Annotated in this window: 11 protein-coding genes; 7 read left to right on the plus strand and 4 right to left on the minus strand. The window is 61.8% G+C overall.

What is annotated here, in order from left to right:
* The first annotated feature begins 293 nt into the window (after positions 1-293).
* The 6 genes from CHU70_RS05115 (at position 294) to recR (ending at position 7,901) form a co-directional block, all read left to right on the plus strand.
* Entirely contained in the window at positions 294-1,763 is a 1,470-nt protein-coding gene (locus CHU70_RS05115) for a SulP family inorganic anion transporter (protein WP_147719243.1), read from the plus strand.
* 125 nt (positions 1,764-1,888) lie between these two features.
* Complete coding sequence (locus CHU70_RS05120; protein WP_187269755.1) at positions 1,889-3,160, plus strand: aminotransferase class I/II-fold pyridoxal phosphate-dependent enzyme; 1,272 nt, start codon at positions 1,889-1,891, stop codon at positions 3,158-3,160.
* Positions 3,161-3,194: 34 nt separating this feature from the next.
* A complete protein-coding gene (locus CHU70_RS05125; RefSeq protein ID WP_005511889.1) occupies positions 3,195-3,920 on the plus strand; it encodes a suppressor of fused domain protein in 726 nt (241 codons plus the stop codon).
* A gap of 30 nt (positions 3,921-3,950) precedes the next feature.
* Positions 3,951-6,800 carry a DNA polymerase III subunit gamma and tau gene (locus tag CHU70_RS05130; protein WP_070607661.1) on the plus strand — a complete coding sequence of 950 codons (2,850 nt, stop codon included), beginning with the start codon at positions 3,951-3,953 and terminating at the stop codon, positions 6,798-6,800.
* A 113-nt stretch (positions 6,801-6,913) separates the two neighbouring features.
* Complete coding sequence (locus tag CHU70_RS05135) at positions 6,914-7,237, plus strand: YbaB/EbfC family nucleoid-associated protein (RefSeq protein WP_005511884.1); 324 nt, start codon at positions 6,914-6,916, stop codon at positions 7,235-7,237.
* Between the two features lie 37 nt (positions 7,238-7,274).
* On the plus strand, positions 7,275-7,901 hold the full coding sequence (gene recR / locus CHU70_RS05140; RefSeq protein ID WP_005511888.1) for a recombination mediator RecR: 627 nt from the start codon (positions 7,275-7,277) through the stop codon (positions 7,899-7,901).
* A 56-nt stretch (positions 7,902-7,957) separates the two neighbouring features.
* Here the strand turns inward: recR and CHU70_RS05145 are convergent, their stop codons facing one another.
* From CHU70_RS05145 to CHU70_RS05155, 3 genes are read right to left on the minus strand one after another with little or no spacing between them, the layout of a single operon-like run.
* Positions 7,958-8,770, minus strand: a complete 813-nt coding sequence (locus tag CHU70_RS05145; RefSeq protein ID WP_147719241.1) for a type 1 glutamine amidotransferase — start codon at positions 8,768-8,770, stop codon at positions 7,958-7,960.
* Positions 8,771-10,120, minus strand: a complete 1,350-nt coding sequence (locus CHU70_RS05150; protein ID WP_048733196.1) for a MurT ligase domain-containing protein — start codon at positions 10,118-10,120, stop codon at positions 8,771-8,773.
* A 60-nt stretch (positions 10,121-10,180) separates the two neighbouring features.
* Positions 10,181-11,506 carry an exonuclease domain-containing protein gene (locus tag CHU70_RS05155; protein WP_187269754.1) on the minus strand — a complete coding sequence of 442 codons (1,326 nt, stop codon included), beginning with the start codon at positions 11,504-11,506 and terminating at the stop codon, positions 10,181-10,183.
* A 403-nt stretch (positions 11,507-11,909) separates the two neighbouring features.
* On the opposite strand from CHU70_RS05155, the gene CHU70_RS05160 reads away from it, so the two are divergent.
* Entirely contained in the window at positions 11,910-12,950 is a 1,041-nt protein-coding gene (locus CHU70_RS05160) for a hypothetical protein (protein WP_147719240.1), read from the plus strand.
* Between the two features lie 134 nt (positions 12,951-13,084).
* Here CHU70_RS05160 and leuA read toward each other — a convergent pair whose 3' ends face one another.
* Positions 13,085-14,902, minus strand: a complete 1,818-nt coding sequence (leuA, locus tag CHU70_RS05165; protein ID WP_049193461.1) for a 2-isopropylmalate synthase — start codon at positions 14,900-14,902, stop codon at positions 13,085-13,087.
* Positions 14,903-15,169 lie beyond the last annotated feature (267 nt).

Genomic DNA, 15,169 nt, shown 5'->3' on the forward strand with positions numbered 1-15,169 from the left:
CTTATGGCTAGGTTTCGGGCACTTGTCGGCGGTTTCTTATGATCTATCGATGTTTTTTCGGCACTTACCCCCGCGATATTGGCCAGGCCATTTCACCTATCGATGAGCTATTCACTTATGGCCACGCTGCAGCGCATCGATAGGTGAATACCTTGGCCACAAGTGGTCGCGTTCGCTGGTCTGGAAGAATACTGTGCATGAGCGATGCAGACGACACGCGAGTGCCACCACAGACAACACGAGAACCGCTAGAAACTCCAGGACCACCAGAAACCCGAGAAACCCCAGCGCCAATGGGCGTGTGGGACTCCTTCCGGTTCGCAGTTTCTTCACCGAAGCGCCTGCGCACCGAGCTGCTGGCCGGTGCTGCGGTGTCGTTCGCGCTAATCCCCGAGGTCATCTCGTTTTCCATCCTGGCGGGCGTGGACCCGGCGGTGGGGCTGTTTAGCTCGGTGATTATGGCCATTGTGATTGCCTTTACGGGTGGCCGCCCGGCCATGATTACTGCTGCCGCTGGTTCGGTTGCGCTCGTCGTCGCGCCGTTGTCGCGGACGTACGGGATGGATTACCTCATTCCAACGGTGCTGCTCGCGGGTGTGTTGCAGATTGCTTTTGCGGCGCTGGGTATCGCTAAGCTGCAGCGTTTCATTCCGCGCGCGGTCATGATTGGCTTTGTTAACGCGCTGGGTATCCTCATTTTCACTGCGCAGCTCAAGCATCTCATCGATGTGCCCTGGTTGGTGTATCCGCTGGTCGCTCTGGGTATTGCGATTATGGTGTTCCTGCCCCGCGTGTTCACCGCGATTCCGGCTCCGCTGGTAACGGTGATCGTCGTCACGCTTGTTGCGGTGTTGGCGAATTGGCGCGTGCCGAACGTGAGCGATATGGGCGAGCTTCCGGAATCCCTCCCGCAGCTGCTGATCCCGAATGTGCCCCTGACCTGGGAGACTCTGCAGCTGATTGCGCCGTATTCGGTGGGCGTGGCGATTGTCGGCATCATGGAATCGCTGATGACGGCGAAGCTCGTGGACGACATCACGGATACGCATTCGGACAAGACCCGCGAGACGTGGGGGCTGGGTGTGGCGAACATCGCGGGCGGTTTCTTCGGCGGTATCGCTGGCTGCGCGATGATTGGTCAGACGATGGTGGGTGTGAAGGAATCGTCGGGACGCACTCGCTTGACGACGCTCTTTTCCGGTGTCTTCCTGCTCATTCTGGTCCTTCTGCTCAGTTCTGCAGTTGGAGTGATTCCGATGGCGGCGCTGGTTGCGGTGATGGTCGTGGTGTCGGTGGACACGGTCGATTGGCGCTCGATTTCCCCGCGGACGTTGCGCCTGATGCCGCGTTCGGAGACGGCGGTGATGCTGGTGACGGTCATCGCCACGCTGGCGACGGATAACCTCGCCATCGGGGTGATTTTGGGTGTGGTCGTGGCGTCGCTGATGTTCGCGCGCCGTGTCGCTCACCTGGTCAGGATTGAAGTGCTTGACGACGACCCCAGCGCCCACTCCCGGACGTACAAGGTGCGGGGTCAGTTGTTCTTCGCCTCCAGTAACGACCTGGTGTACCAATTCGACTACACCGATCCTGCGCAGCGGATTGTCATCGATATGTCTGAGGCTGAGATTTGGGATGCTTCCACGGTGGCGGCGTTAGATTCCGTGCGGGTCAAGTTTGCTGACCGGGGCAAAGAGGTAGAAATTATCGGCTTGGAGGGGCCGAGTAAGCAGCGTCTGGATGCGCTGTCGGGGAAGTTGTAGAAATCCCAATCCGGGGTATGCCTTACACTTGGTTGCAAAGCCGGATGCGGCGCGGGGAAAAAGCTTTCCGTGCCAGTTTTGTCAGGTTTTAACTTATGTCCGATACCTGGGAGGGTGCGTACACCATGGCCGTGGATTCCTTCGATGTTCAGCAGTTGGCGGCACACAAGGATGAGTTTGCGAAGGCATATGAGGAACTGAAGTCCCGCAACCTCGCACTGAATTTGACTCGTGGTAAGCCGTCGTCGGAACAGCTTGATTTCGCAAACGCCCTGCTGGGTCTCCCGGCGCCGGATTACATTTCGGCTTCTGGGGAGGATGTCCGCAATTACGGCAACGCCAAGGGCATTACTGATATCCGCGCTATCTGGGCGGAACTGATGGATCTGCCGGTGGAAAACGTCCTGGCGCAGGATGCTTCCAGCCTGAACATCCAGTTTGACCTGATTTCGTGGGCCATGCAGTTCGGCAACGTGGACTCGGAGCGCCCGTGGAACGAGGAGCCGGTGCTGAAGTGGCTGTGCCCGGTTCCGGGGTATGACCGGCACTTTGCTATCACGCAGCACTTCGGCATTGAAATGATTCAGGTGCCGTTGAACGAAGACGGTCCGGATATGGATGTCGTGGAGAAGCTGGTTGCCTCCGACCCGCAGATTAAGGGCATGTGGAATGTCCCGATGTTCTCGAATCCGACGGGTGTGACCTACAGCGCTGAGGTCTGCCGCCGTCTGGTTGAAATGGAGACCGCCGCTCCGGATTTCCGTCTGATGTGGGATAACGCCTACATGGTTCACACGCTGACGGATGAGTTCCCGGAGATTCACAACGTCATTAAGTGGGCGGAAGAGGCCGGTAACCCGAACCGCGTGTGGGCATTCGGCTCGACCTCGAAGATTACCTTCGCAGGCGCTGGTATTGCTTTCTACGCTTCCTCGGACGCCAACTTGGAGGATTACCTCAAGCACGCTGGTATCCGCGGCATTGGCCCGAACAAGGTCAACCAGTTGGCTCACGCCAAGTTCTTCGGTGACGCGGAGGGCGTGCGTGAGCAGATGCGTCGTCATGCAGGTTCGCTGGCTCCGAAGTTTGAGAAGGTTCTGCAGATTCTGGATGAGCGCCTGTCGGAGTACGGCGTGGCAGAGTGGTCGAAGCCGACCGGCGGTTACTTCATCAACCTCGACGTGGTCGATGGCACTGCTCGTCGCGTGGTGGAGCTGGCCAAGGAGGCCGGCATTGCGCTGACCGGTTCTGGTTCTTCCTTCCCGCTGAAGCAGGATCCGAATAATCGCAATATCCGCCTGGCACCGTCGCTGCCTCCGATGGAGGAGCTCGAGGTTGCTATGGATGGCGTCGCTACCTGTGTGCTGCTCGCCGCCGCTGAGAAGGCGACTGCGTAGGTTAAGCAGGCCAGGTAGGTCGGGATAGGACTATATGAACTTCGAAGAGACGAAGTTTTGGATCTCCGGGCTTTTCCCCGGAGAACCCCAGGTCAGCGAGTATGTGACGGAGCTGCCGGGCAGTGGTCGGCACGGGCAGGAACACGATTCGGCTCCGCTTCGGGTCGCTGAGTTCTCACTTTACGACGGGCCGGACGGCCAAGCGAACGAGCGTCGTCCGGAAACGGCAGCCGCCACCGTGGAGTTGGGCCGCAACTACTGTGGCCTGACCGGCGCAGCAAAGACGGATATCCGCGTGGAGCTCTTCTCCGTCGCATACGCTGATTTTCCCGTGGCCACCATGGTCGCGGCCGCGGGAGCGCTGGTGGAGGAAGAACCGGAGTTCCTGTCGCCAATTCCGGGCCGTGTCATCCCGAATGCGGTGCGGCTGGCGGCCGATCAGGTGGCCGAGGTAGGGGAGTCGTCGTCAAGCGCGGCCTTTACCGTGGCGCACGTGCTGTGCACGGTGCCGTATGTGTGGAGCGACGGGGTGCCGAATGTGTCCGAGATGCCGGGCAAGATCAGCCTGCATGAGGGCGATGTGGAGTCGCCGCAGGGGCGCATGACCACGATGACGCAGCTGGTGCCAATTACGGATGCGGAGCTGGTGTTTTATGAGCAGCAGGGTCCGCAGGCGTTGATGCAGAAGTTGGCCGAAGTGGACGCTGACCTGCGGGATTGGTGCCGCGAGTCGGTTGTTTCCCAGGAGGGTTCGAACTAGCCGGTCCGGGGTGGAAGGTAGGCTGAGCACGTGGCTCTGTATAGGAAGTATCGTCCGGCATCGTTCGCCGAAGTGGTGGGGCAGCGGCACGTAACTGACCCGCTGTCGGCGGCGTTGGAATCTCGTGATGCGCAGGGGCGTCCCAACCGCATTAACCATGCGTATTTGTTCTCCGGGCCGCGTGGCTGTGGCAAGACTTCGTCGGCGCGCATTATGGCGCGCAGTTTGAACTGTGCGGAGGGGCCGACGGCGACACCGTGTGGCCAGTGTGCGTCGTGTCGTGCGTTGGCGCCGGGTGGTCCGGGCAATTTGGACGTTATTGAGCTGGACGCGGCTTCCCACAACGGTGTGGAAGATATGCGTGAGCTGCGGGAAAAGGCTATCTTCCAGCCGGCGGAGTCGCGCTACCGCATCTTCATTATTGACGAGGCGCATATGATTACCGCCTCGGGTTTCAATGCGCTGTTGAAGATTGTGGAGGAGCCGCCGGAGCATCTCATCTTCATTTTTGCGACCACGGAGCCGGAGCGTGTGCTGCCGACGATTCGCTCGCGTACACACCACTATCCGTTCCGGTTGTTGACTCCGCCGGATATGCGCGGGCTGCTTGAGCGTGTGGTCACGGCCGAGGGTGTGCGGGTAGAGCCGGACGTGTATCCGCTGGTCATCCAGGCCGGTGGCGGTTCGCCGCGTGACTCGCTGTCGGTTATGGATCAGCTCATTGCTGGTTCCGGCACCGATGGTGTGGATTATGAGACTTCTGCGGCCATTCTCGGTGTCACTGACAGCGTAATCATCACGGATGCGATTGAGGCGCTGGCGGCAGGCGATCGCGCGGCCATGTTTAGCGTGGTCGGGCGTGTGATTATGTCGGGCCAGGATCCGGCTCGGTTTGCCTCGGATCTGCTTGGCCGAGTGCGTGATTTGCTGGTGCTGTCCGCAGTGCCGAACGCGCTGGAGCAGGGGCTTGTAGAGATTCCGGAGAGCCAAATCGACGGCGTCCTGGAGCAGGCCGGGACAATTCCCCCGGCTACCCTGACGCGCTTCACGCAGGTGCTCTCTGACGGCCTGCGTCACTTCCGCGGCGTGACTTCGCCGCGCCTGCTTCTCGAGGTCCTGTGCGCGCGCATGCTCCTGCCCGCCACCGAAGACTCCGTGGAGTCGCTGCTGCAACGCGTAGAGGCGTTGGAGCACGGCAGGCCCGCGCTTGCCGACGGCTCGGGGGCCGCAACCCCCGCAGCGGCACCGGCGTCTTCCGCCGCGGGGTCGGGGTCGGGTGCGGCTGAGGCCGATGCTTCGCCGATGCAGTCTGGCCAGTCGGCTCGTGAGGCGTGGCGCCAGCGGAATGCCCAGCGTAAGAAGGGGGCGCAGGCCCAGGGCAGTCGTGCTGGGCAGGCGGCGCCCGCGCAGGCATCGTCGCAGCCTCAGTCCCAGCCGGAACCTGTTCAGCAGCAGTCTGCACCAGCGGCACCGGTGTCGCAGGAGTCGGTAACTGAGCCGCAGCCTGCACCAGAAACACCTACTGCGCCCGCTGAACAGCCTACGCAGGCTACGCCGGCCGAATCAGTTGAACAGTCTCAGCAGGCCGAACAACCGCAGCAGCCTGAACCGGCTGAGCAGCCGATGTCCGAGGAAGAAGCACAGGCGGAGAAGATTCGTGAGTTCCGTCGGAAGATGGCGGAGCATGCCCGCATCAGCGAGCAGCAGACTCGGGCGCAGCTTGCGCAGGAGCGTGAGCAGCAAACCCGCGAGCGTGAGGGGGAAGGCGGCTCGATGTCGATTGTCGAGGAAGAGCCAGTTGTCTCTGCCTCGACAGCTCACTCTGAACAGCCAACTCAGGCCCCACAGCCGGAGCAACCAGCACAGCCGGAGCCCGAACCTGCACCCGCCGGTATCGAGCAAATCCGCGAGCACTGGCAGGACATCCTTGCGGCTGTCGACGGACAGCATGCGTTCCCCATTCGCGTGCTGGCCGAGCAGGCGGTACCGCTCGATGTCGAAAACGACACGCTCGTCATTGGACACAGCACAGGAGCGCTCGCTACCAGGCTCAATACGCCTGATTACGCTCAGGCACTGTCCGCTGCAGTGAAGCAGGTGACGGGCTTCAACGGCCAGGTGCACTGTGTCGTCGGTACGCGCCCGCGCGCACCGCGTTCAACAGCTACTAATGGTGGTTCCGGGGAGGATGATTCGTCGTCAAGAGGTTCGTCCTCGCCGAACGACACCGCCCCTGCACCGACACCCGCAGCACCAGCGCAACCAGAGACATCTGAGCAGCAGGTACAGCAGGAACAGCAGACTCAGTCAGAGCCAGCACCGCGCCCGCAGCGGTCATCGACATACGCATCCGTTGTTGAGCGCCGTGCCAAAATCGAAGCCGCCAAGCGTGCTGCGATGGGACAGCAGGCAGGCCACGACCAGCCGGCTCAGCCACATCAGTCACGTCAGCCAAGCCAGCCAGCTCAACCGAACCCGAACCCGGCCCAGCAACAGCCGCAGCAGCCAAACCAGCCGCAGTCATTCCTGCGCGCGGCACAAGCAAACGCTCAAGCAAATGCTCAGGCCCAAGCCAATCAAGATTCGGGCTTCGGCGGCGTCCCACTGCCACCAGAGCCGATGGAGGAGTTCGCTCCACCAGAGGGAGCAGAGGGCGCAGAGAGCTACGGTTCGCGCAACCCGTCCAACTACAACTCCAACGCCAACACCAACTACAATCCGGTTCTCCAAACCCCGCAGGACAATAACTACGAAGAGGACACCTCCGAGTATTTCGAGGCCGCGAACGAGGTCGGGTCTCTCGATCACCGCTCGCTAAAGGACGTGGTCATGGAGATGCTGGAAAAGGAGCTGGGAGCCAAACCGCTAGAAGACCGCTAGAGCCGTTAGAATGGGGCGGCGATGCGCGTCGTAAAGCAAGGGCGATGAGCCTTTAAGCGTGCGCGTAACTATAAATCTGCACGTAAAAAGCATAATAGTTAGGAAAGTTAGTTATGACTCAGCCAGATATGAACGCAATTCTGCAGCAGGCACAGCAGATGCAGGCGCAGCTGCAGGCAGCACAGCAGGAGATCGTCGCCTCCACCATCGTCGGTGAGGCCGGTGGCGGTCTGGTCAAGGTGACTATGCAGGGCTCGGGCGAGGTCACGGACATCGCCATTGATCCGAAGGTCGTAGACCCGGAGGATGTCGACGGGCTGCAGGACCTGGTCCTCGCTGCTTTCCAGGACGCTACCGCTAAGGTGCAGTCGCTGGCAGAGCAGAAGATGGGCCCGCTGTCCCAGGGCTTCGACGGTCTCGGTGGCCTCGGTTTCTAAATTAGCTTTTCAGACCAGTATTTGTAGGTAATTATCATTGTTCGAGGGACCACTCCAAGATCTCATTGATGAGTTCTCGCGCCTGCCGGGCATCGGCCCGAAGTCAGCTCAGCGTATCGCTTTCTACTTGATGAAGGCGGAGCCGGAGGACATCGGCCGGCTCCAATCCGCGCTTGGTCGGGTGCGCGAGGGTGTGCAATTCTGCCGGGTCTGCGGCAATATTTCGGAAACCGATGTGTGCCAGTACTGCTCGGACACACGCCGCGACCGCGGTTTGGTGTGCGTCGTTGAAGAGGCGCGCGATATCCAGGCCATCGAGCGCACGGGGGAGTACAACGGTCGCTACCACGTGCTCGGCGGGGCGCTCGATCCGCTCGGCGGCATCGGTCCGAACGAGCTCAATATCCGCACGCTGCTGCAACGTATCGCAGGCGTGCTTGACGACGTCGACGAGACCCAACCCCCAGAAATCCACGAGGTCATCATCGCGACTGACCCCAACACCGAGGGCGAAGCAACCGCGACCTATTTGGCCCGGCTGCTCCGGGACTTCCCGGATCTCGAGGTCACTCGGTTGGCCTCCGGCATGCCGCTCGGCGGTGACTTGGAGTTCGTCGATGAACTCACCTTGTCCCGCGCGCTGACGGGCCGGCTGAAGGTCTAGGCCCGCCAACCGGCCGCTGACCAGTCAGCTCGGCCGGTCGCGCGAAACCACAAAAACTAGCGCTCGCTCTTCGGACGCGGCTTGGACAGGATGCGCTCTTCGCGCAGCTTATCCACGACCTCAAGGTCCAGAGGAGCCAGGCTCGACAGGTCCTGGTCGGTCGCGCGGGCCAGCATCAGGTCGGCCAGCTGCGGATTGCGGGCCAACACAGGTCCGTGCAGGTAGGTACAGATAATCGAGCCCTGCACCGCGCCCTCGACGCCACCGGCGGGGTTAAGTGCAGCAACGTCTACTCCCGGAGCAATCCCGGAGTCCGCCTGCTCTACCTCAGGGCTGGAGTTGCCCACGCCACGGACAACCCGACCAAGCGGCTTCGCATCGGCTCCCAGGGTCGTGCGACCCATGTGGTTTTCGAAGCCAGTCAGCGGGCTGGCGTCGACGTCGTCAAGCAAACCGTTCGTGGGATCGACGAGCGTGCAGATTTCGCCGATTGCGCGCGTGGGCAGCGAATCGGTGGTGCAGTCGACAAGACCGAGACCTGCGACGTCGCGTCCGCCCGCGCGGAAAGAATTGCCGAAGATCTGGAAGCCTGCGCAAATTGCGAGGATCTGCTTGCCGGCATCGGCTGCCTTTTTGATGCCGCCGTCGTTAATCAGGTGCTCCACCGCGATGGTCTGCGCGACGTCCTCGCCGCCGCCGACGGTGTAAATATCCAGGTTGGTGGGGACGGCGTCGCCCAGCTTGATCGGGACAATCTCGGCGTCAATCCCACGCATCCGCGCGCGTTGTCGCAGCACCAGCGCATTTCCATCATCGCCGTAGGTGCCCAGCACGTCCGGGAGGATCAGACCGATAGACAGCTCGCTCATTTACTTTTCCTCCTGTGCTCGTTCGATGTCGCGCTTCAGATCGCGGAAGGCGGTGTAGTTCGCCAGCACCTCAACTCGGGTGACGCTTGACGACGACCCCCGCGCCTCACACGACCGGATCGCCTGCAGCGGATTTGCGACCAACCTCGCATCAATGCCCGCATACAGCAACCGCACCGCGAGGTCAGTTCCGCGTTCGCCCGCGGATAACACATCCATGCCGTCGAAGTCTTCGAAGCGGACATCCCATAGCCAGGACAGGTCCTCGCCGTCGGCGACGTGACCGTTGACCGCGATGACCACTGCATCCGCAGTGCGATCGACCATGGACAGCGCCTCTTGCCAGCCGGCTGGGTTCTTGGCCAGCAGCATGCGCACGTGCTTCTCGGCGCCTTTGTCATCTCTCACAACCATGGTGGAGTAGCGGCCCGCAACGTTGTCGACGGTCTCGGTGGCCCGGAGGGATTTCTCCAGGTCCGCGCCCATATCGACAGCGCCCGCAATCGCCAAGGTGGCGTTGCCGCGATTGGCGTTGCCCGGCAGCGTGAGGTTCATTGGCAGGGTGTCGCCAGCAGGCGTGATGACTCCCTCCGCAGTGATGCGGTAGTCCGGCTCTGGCCGCTTGAACTCCGAGCCGTCCGGGAGTGGCTTCACGGCGTACCAGTTGTGGCCGTCCTGGATGATGGGGCCGCCGGTGCGCGGGGAAGAGGTGGCATCGTTGGTCCAGCCACCGCCCGCGGAGACCCAAATAACCTTCTTGGCATCCCACGCAGCCGACGCGATGAGTGGGTCGTCGCAGTTGGCGATGACCGTCGCCTGCGGGTTAGCGTCCACCGCAGCGCGGAGTGTGGCCTCAATCTTGTTGATCTCGCCGACGCGGTCGAGCTGGTCGCGGGAAAGGTTCAGCAGCACCAGGACCTGCGGTTTCAGGTCCTCTGCGATGTGCGGGACGTGCAGCTCATCGACCTCCAGGACCAGGCTGTCCGCATCGGGAGTGGCGAGCAGCGCGGAGATAATACCCGCGTCCATGTTGTCGCCGCCCTCGTTGGTGGCCACGTTGTGGCCAGCGGCGCGCATGGCGGCCGCGAACATACGGGTGGTGGTGGACTTGCCGTTGGTGCCAGTGATGATCGCGGCCGGGCGTCCCTTGCCGAGGGAAGCCAGAATGCGCGGGTCAATCTTCTGCGCAATCAGGCCACCAATCATGCCACCCGCGCCGCGACCGGACTTCCGGGAGGCCCAGGTGGCGGCGTGAGCGGCGGCAGTCGCAAACCGAGCGCGCAGGCTCGGGGAGCTTGCGCGGTCGCGACTGTGGTCACTTACGTCGTTATGTGAAGTGCCTTCTTTCATAACTGTGTATTTTACTGTGAATGATTCGCAGAACGAATGCGCTGGGCAAAAGCCCTAGCCCTACTTCTCCATCTCTCCGACCAGTCGCAAGAATGCCTCATCGGAAACGATCGGAATGTCCTTCCGGTGGGCATGCATGGCCTTGCCCGTCAGTTGATCCGGTGTCACATCCGCAGGTCGGTTACACACCAGCACCGATGACTCTCGCGTGACCTTCTCCGAGTAGGCCAGCCCAGCCCGCACTCCCGCCTCAATCAGCTCATCCGGGTCCAGCGACACCTCTGGCGCCACGACGAACTCCATGCCCTCCGCGAGCTTCCGCCCCGGCGTATAGCGGCCGGGGTTCTCCACGGGGCGCGGCGCCTCCATCGCGTCGACACGCACTGCCGAGCGCTGCAGGCCCACAATGTCTTCGCGCAGCTGGTCGGGCGTGTACATGTTCACGGTTGCGCCCGCATCGAGCCCGCCCTGTGCGCGGAACAGCGCAAGCGTGGTGGTGACGTCATCCAACGTCCGCACTCGCTCCGGCACCGAGATGCCGGCAATCGACGCCTCGGGCGAAGGCACATCGAGGCCGTAGGCGCGCGCGACGGCGCGCAGGCGGGCGTCGTCAAGCCGTTTTCCCTGGCGACGCGCTGTTTCCAACGTATCGGCAATCCGTGCGGGCGCCGGAATCCGCGCGACACGAGTGCGCGTGCGACGACGCCCCCGCTTATTCCGCGCGGACCGCTCACGATTCGCTTGACGACGGGCCCTCTTTGCCTCGGCAACTATAAAACCCCAGACCAGCGGCGCATTATGAGCAACCAACGTGCGCCCATCGAGCGCGTGCGCGAGCTTGGCCTGGATAACCCCGAACTTCGGAGCCCCCTCGAAGTCCGCGGGCTCGAGGCCGTGGAGGTGTGTCGGGCCGGGATCTTCGGTGGGATTGATGACGACATGCCAGGTGTCCACGATGTTGCCGCTGCTGTCGGCGGTGGATACTCCCAGACTGACCAGCCGAGACGTCTTGGGGTGGATGCCCGTGGCCTGGATGGACACGATTGCGTAAGGAGCTTCCTCCGCCGACGAGAACTGTTTGTGCTCGTCAGCGGCCTTTGTTGCGGCGGTCTCGGCTGTGGCCGGTGTGGGTGTGCCAGCGGTACTCGCGCCGGTTGCGGTTGCGCCGGTAATAGCCGCGCTGGTCGTGGCCGCGTCGGTGGTGGTTGAGGCCGGCGTAGCTGCGTTGGTCGTGGCTGCGTCCGTTGTGGTGGAAGCCGGTGCTGTTGGTGGTGTTTTCGCGCCCGCTGCCGACGCGCGTTGAGAACGGCGACGATTCCGCCGCCGCCTCTTCGTCTGAGAAGAGGTCCCAGTCGCTTTGCGCTCCTCGCGCGCCGATTCAGTCATGCCTCAAGACTAGCGGGTGCGCTCACCCGCGGAGAAAGTGACTAGGTTTATGACACTTTGAGCACAAAATTTGCCACGAAAGTGTCATAAACCTAGTCAGTAATTTGGGCACTAGCTCGGCCTCAAGCTCAGTAGGACCGTGGGGCACGGTCATACGGGTCCCGTAAACCACGCAAACTACAAAAACCACGCAAGCCCCAAAAGTTTTCCCCCGACTGGGTGCTCAGCCGAAAAGGAATGGAACCGCGAGGGTAATTTCCGCGCCTTATTAGATAGGGGCCACAAAACAGTGCCACAAGCCAAGGCCACGAAATAGAGCCACAAAACAGCGCCACAAAAATAAGGACGAAATAACTACCACGGGGCAACAGCCACAGGACAACAACCACGGGGCGGGGGAGAAGTGAGTAACAAGAAACGAAAGCAACTGGTGGCGGACCAGTTCGGAATCATTAGGCCGGATGACCAGCCGGGGAATGGATACCGCGAGGTCGCAAGGCAGGCGCGGGCCGGTTATCTGGAGCGGCTTTGCCGAGGTCACTATGTAGTCGCGCACGCCTGGGAGGGGCTCCACCGCGAGAAACGCCTGGCTATTACTGCTTTGGCGGTGGTCTCCGAGACGTCGTCAGGCGTCATTTCGGGAGCTGCAGCGCTGGCCTTGCACGGTTCGTGGGTGCTGGTGCGCGATGCGAAGATTGTGGTCGTGGGCGGGAGTCAGGAGTTCCACGGCATCGACTATTGCATGCGCTTGCGCTCGGAGATCCATCTGGATCACACGCAGGGGCTCGCGGACCGGCGGGTCGCGGTGCTCGCGCGTGCGGCCTTCGATGAGTGTCGCGTCCGGTTCAGGCAGAAGGGGCCGGAGTCCGTGTCGTGGCGGGCGGCGGTGTTGGCTGTCGAAGGTGCGCTGCGGCATGGCGCCACGCGCGATCAGCTGGAGGAGCTCCCGGTGCATTATCCCAGCGTGCGGGGCCAAGAGCTGTTTCACCGTGCGCTCGCGGTCTGTCATGGTCGTTGCGAAACGCCCGGTGAGGCGCTGACTAAAGCCGCGCTTCTCGAGCTCGGACTGAAGTTCCACGAGCAAGCCGAAATCTGGACTCGCGGCACCAGCCACGATCCGCCGCACTTTCTCGCCCGCGTGGATTTTTATATCCCTGACCTGCTGCTTGTCGTGGAGTTCGATGGCCACATCAAGTATTCGGCAAGCGAGGTCGCGCCGACGCCTGCGGCTCAGTCCGAGCTGCTCACGCGGGAGACCTACCGCGAGCGTTCGCTGCGCGCAACGGGGCTGGATGTCGCGAGGGTGGTGTGGAAAGAGGTGGAATTGCACGCAGTTCGCTTATCGACGCTCCGTTCAATCCTGATCGAGCGCGAACGCGTGGTAGCCGCAGGTGGGGTGACTTTCCGTGCGGATGTGCGCAATGCCGGCCCGTTGATTGGGTAGTTGGGTAATTGGGTAGCGGGGCCGAGGGGCCGCTGGATAGTTTGCCTCAAAAAGAAAGTGACTAGGTTTATGACACTTTGAGCACAAATTTTGCCACGAAAGTGTCATAAACCTAGTCAGTAACTATGTGGAGTTTAAGCCAGTGCGCGGTTGACCGCGCTGGTGACTGCCTTCAGCGACGCGTAGGTGATGGAACCAGCGATGCCGGAGCCCCAGACCTTGGTGCCGTTGACATCTGCGAGGACGTAGGCCGCAGCCTCGGCGTCGTCACCTGCGGTGCGAGCGTGCTGGACGTACTCCTGAACCTCGACGTTGATGCCGAGCTTCTCCAGGGCGTTGGCGTAAGCGGCCAGCGGGCCGTTGCCGACACCCTCGACGGTCTGCTCCTTGCCCTCGTAGACGATGTGAGCCTTGATCTTGGTGGCGTCCGACTCGTTCTGAGGGGCATCGACAGTCAGGGCAATCTGCTCGAGTGGAGCCTCGCGGTCCAGGTACTCACCTGCGAAGATGTCCCAAATCGCCTTGGAGTTGACCTCGCCGCCCTCGGCGTCGGTGACTGCCTGCACGACGGAGGAGAACTCGACCTGCATGGAGCGCGGCAGGTTCATGCCGTGGTCCGTCTTCATGATGTAGGCCACGCCGCCCTTGCCGGACTGGGAGTTCACGCGAATAACGGCCTCGTAAGAACGACCGACGTCCTTCGGGTCGATGGGCAGGTAAGGAACTTCCCAGGTCACCGCGCGCAGGTCCTCGTCGGAAAGCTCCTTGACGGCAGCGCCCGGGCGGACCTTGTCTGCCATTGCGTCGAGGCCCTTGTTCACGGCGTCCTGGTGGGAACCGGAGAAAGCGGTGAAGACCAGGTCGCCGCCGTACGGGTGGCGCTCCGGAACGCGCAGCTGGTTGCAGTACTCGACGGTGCGGCGGATCATATCGATGTCGGAAAAGTCGATTTGCGGGTCGACTCCCTGGGTCAGCATGTTCAGGCCCAGGGTGACCAGGCAGACGTTACCGGTGCGCTCGCCGTTGCCGAAGAGGCAGCCCTCGATGCGGTCAGCGCCGGCCATGTAGCCGAGCTCAGCGGTGGCGATGCCGGTGCCGCGGTCGTTGTGCGGGTGCAGCGACAGAATGATGGAGTCGCGGCGGTTGAGGTTGCGGTGCATCCACTCGATGGAGTCTGCGTAGACGTTCGGAGTGATCATCTCCACGGTCGACGGCAGGTTGATGATGATTGGGTTGTCCGGAGTCGGGTCGATGACATCAACCACGGCGTCGACAACTTCCTTGGCGTACTCAACCTCGGTGCCGGTGTAGGACTCCGGCGAGTACTCCCAGCGCCAGTTGGTGTCCGGGTAGTCCTTCGCGATGGTCTTAATCAGCTCCGCGGCGTCGGTGGCAATCTTCTTGATTGCGTCCTTGTCCTTACGGAACACAACATCGCGCTGCAGGATCGAGGTGGAGTTGTAGAAGTGAACGATGACGTTCTTTGCGCCGGCACATGCCTCGAAGGTGCGGCGGATCAGGTGCTCGCGAGCCTGAACCAGAACCTGGATGGTGACATCGTCCGGGATCATGTTCTTCTCAATGATCTCGCGCACGAAGTTGTAGTCAGTCTGGGAAGCGGACGGGAATCCGACCTCAATTTCCTTGTATCCCATCTGGACCAGCAGCTCGAACATGCGGCGCTTGCGCTCCGGGCTCATCGGATCAATCAGTGCCTGGTTGCCGTCGCGCAGGTCGACGGCACACCAAACCGGTGCCTTAGTAATGCGCTTGTCCGGCCAGGTGCGGTCCTTCAGCTGGAAGTCCTGAACTTCCTGGTCGTAAGGCAGGTAGCGGTTGGTTGCCATCTGGGAGTTGCGCTGCTTATTCCAAGCAGGCTGTCCTTCCGGAATCTCGCCAGCAGGAGTGGAGATTACAGAAGGAGCGGAAATAAAAGCGTCGGAAGGAGACATGTTGTGGGCCTTTCTAATTCGGACTTTTCTTGTAGGCCGGCACAACTAACCCCGCGACGGGGAGCCGGCCTTAAACCCAAGCCCCGCCGCGGCATAGAAGCAGTAGTCCGCGTTGCATGTGATGTACCTTACCCCGTTGGTTATATGAATTTCATCATTCGGGGGTTTTAGTGGGGGAAATATGCGCGGGTTTCTGTGCCGTAAGAGTTCTGCGTCGTTAGGGGCTGTGCGGTGGGGCTCCGTGCAGTGAAAGGCGTTGCCGACGGC

The organism is Corynebacterium sp. LK10 (genome assembly GCF_008042455.1).
GTDB lineage: Bacteria > Actinomycetota > Actinomycetes > Mycobacteriales > Mycobacteriaceae > Corynebacterium > Corynebacterium jeikeium_D.

Bases quoted from the DNA above. Each gene is read 5' to 3' on its own strand.
- CHU70_RS05135 (WP_005511884.1), top strand. From the start codon at position 6,914: ATGACTCAGCCAGATATGAACGCAATTCTGCAGCAGGCACAGCAGATG.
- CHU70_RS05115 (WP_147719243.1), top strand. From the start codon at position 294: ATGGGCGTGTGGGACTCCTTCCGGTTCGCAGTTTCTTCACCGAAGCGC.
- CHU70_RS05120 (WP_187269755.1), top strand. From the start codon at position 1,889: ATGGCCGTGGATTCCTTCGATGTTCAGCAGTTGGCGGCACACAAGGAT.
- CHU70_RS05125 (WP_005511889.1), top strand. From the start codon at position 3,195: ATGAACTTCGAAGAGACGAAGTTTTGGATCTCCGGGCTTTTCCCCGGA.
- CHU70_RS05155 (WP_187269754.1), bottom strand. From the start codon at position 11,506: ATGACTGAATCGGCGCGCGAGGAGCGCAAAGCGACTGGGACCTCTTCT.
- CHU70_RS05145 (WP_147719241.1), bottom strand. From the start codon at position 8,770: ATGAGCGAGCTGTCTATCGGTCTGATCCTCCCGGACGTGCTGGGCACC.
- leuA (WP_049193461.1), bottom strand. From the start codon at position 14,902: ATGTCTCCTTCCGACGCTTTTATTTCCGCTCCTTCTGTAATCTCCACT.
- CHU70_RS05150 (WP_048733196.1), bottom strand. From the start codon at position 10,120: ATGAAAGAAGGCACTTCACATAACGACGTAAGTGACCACAGTCGCGAC.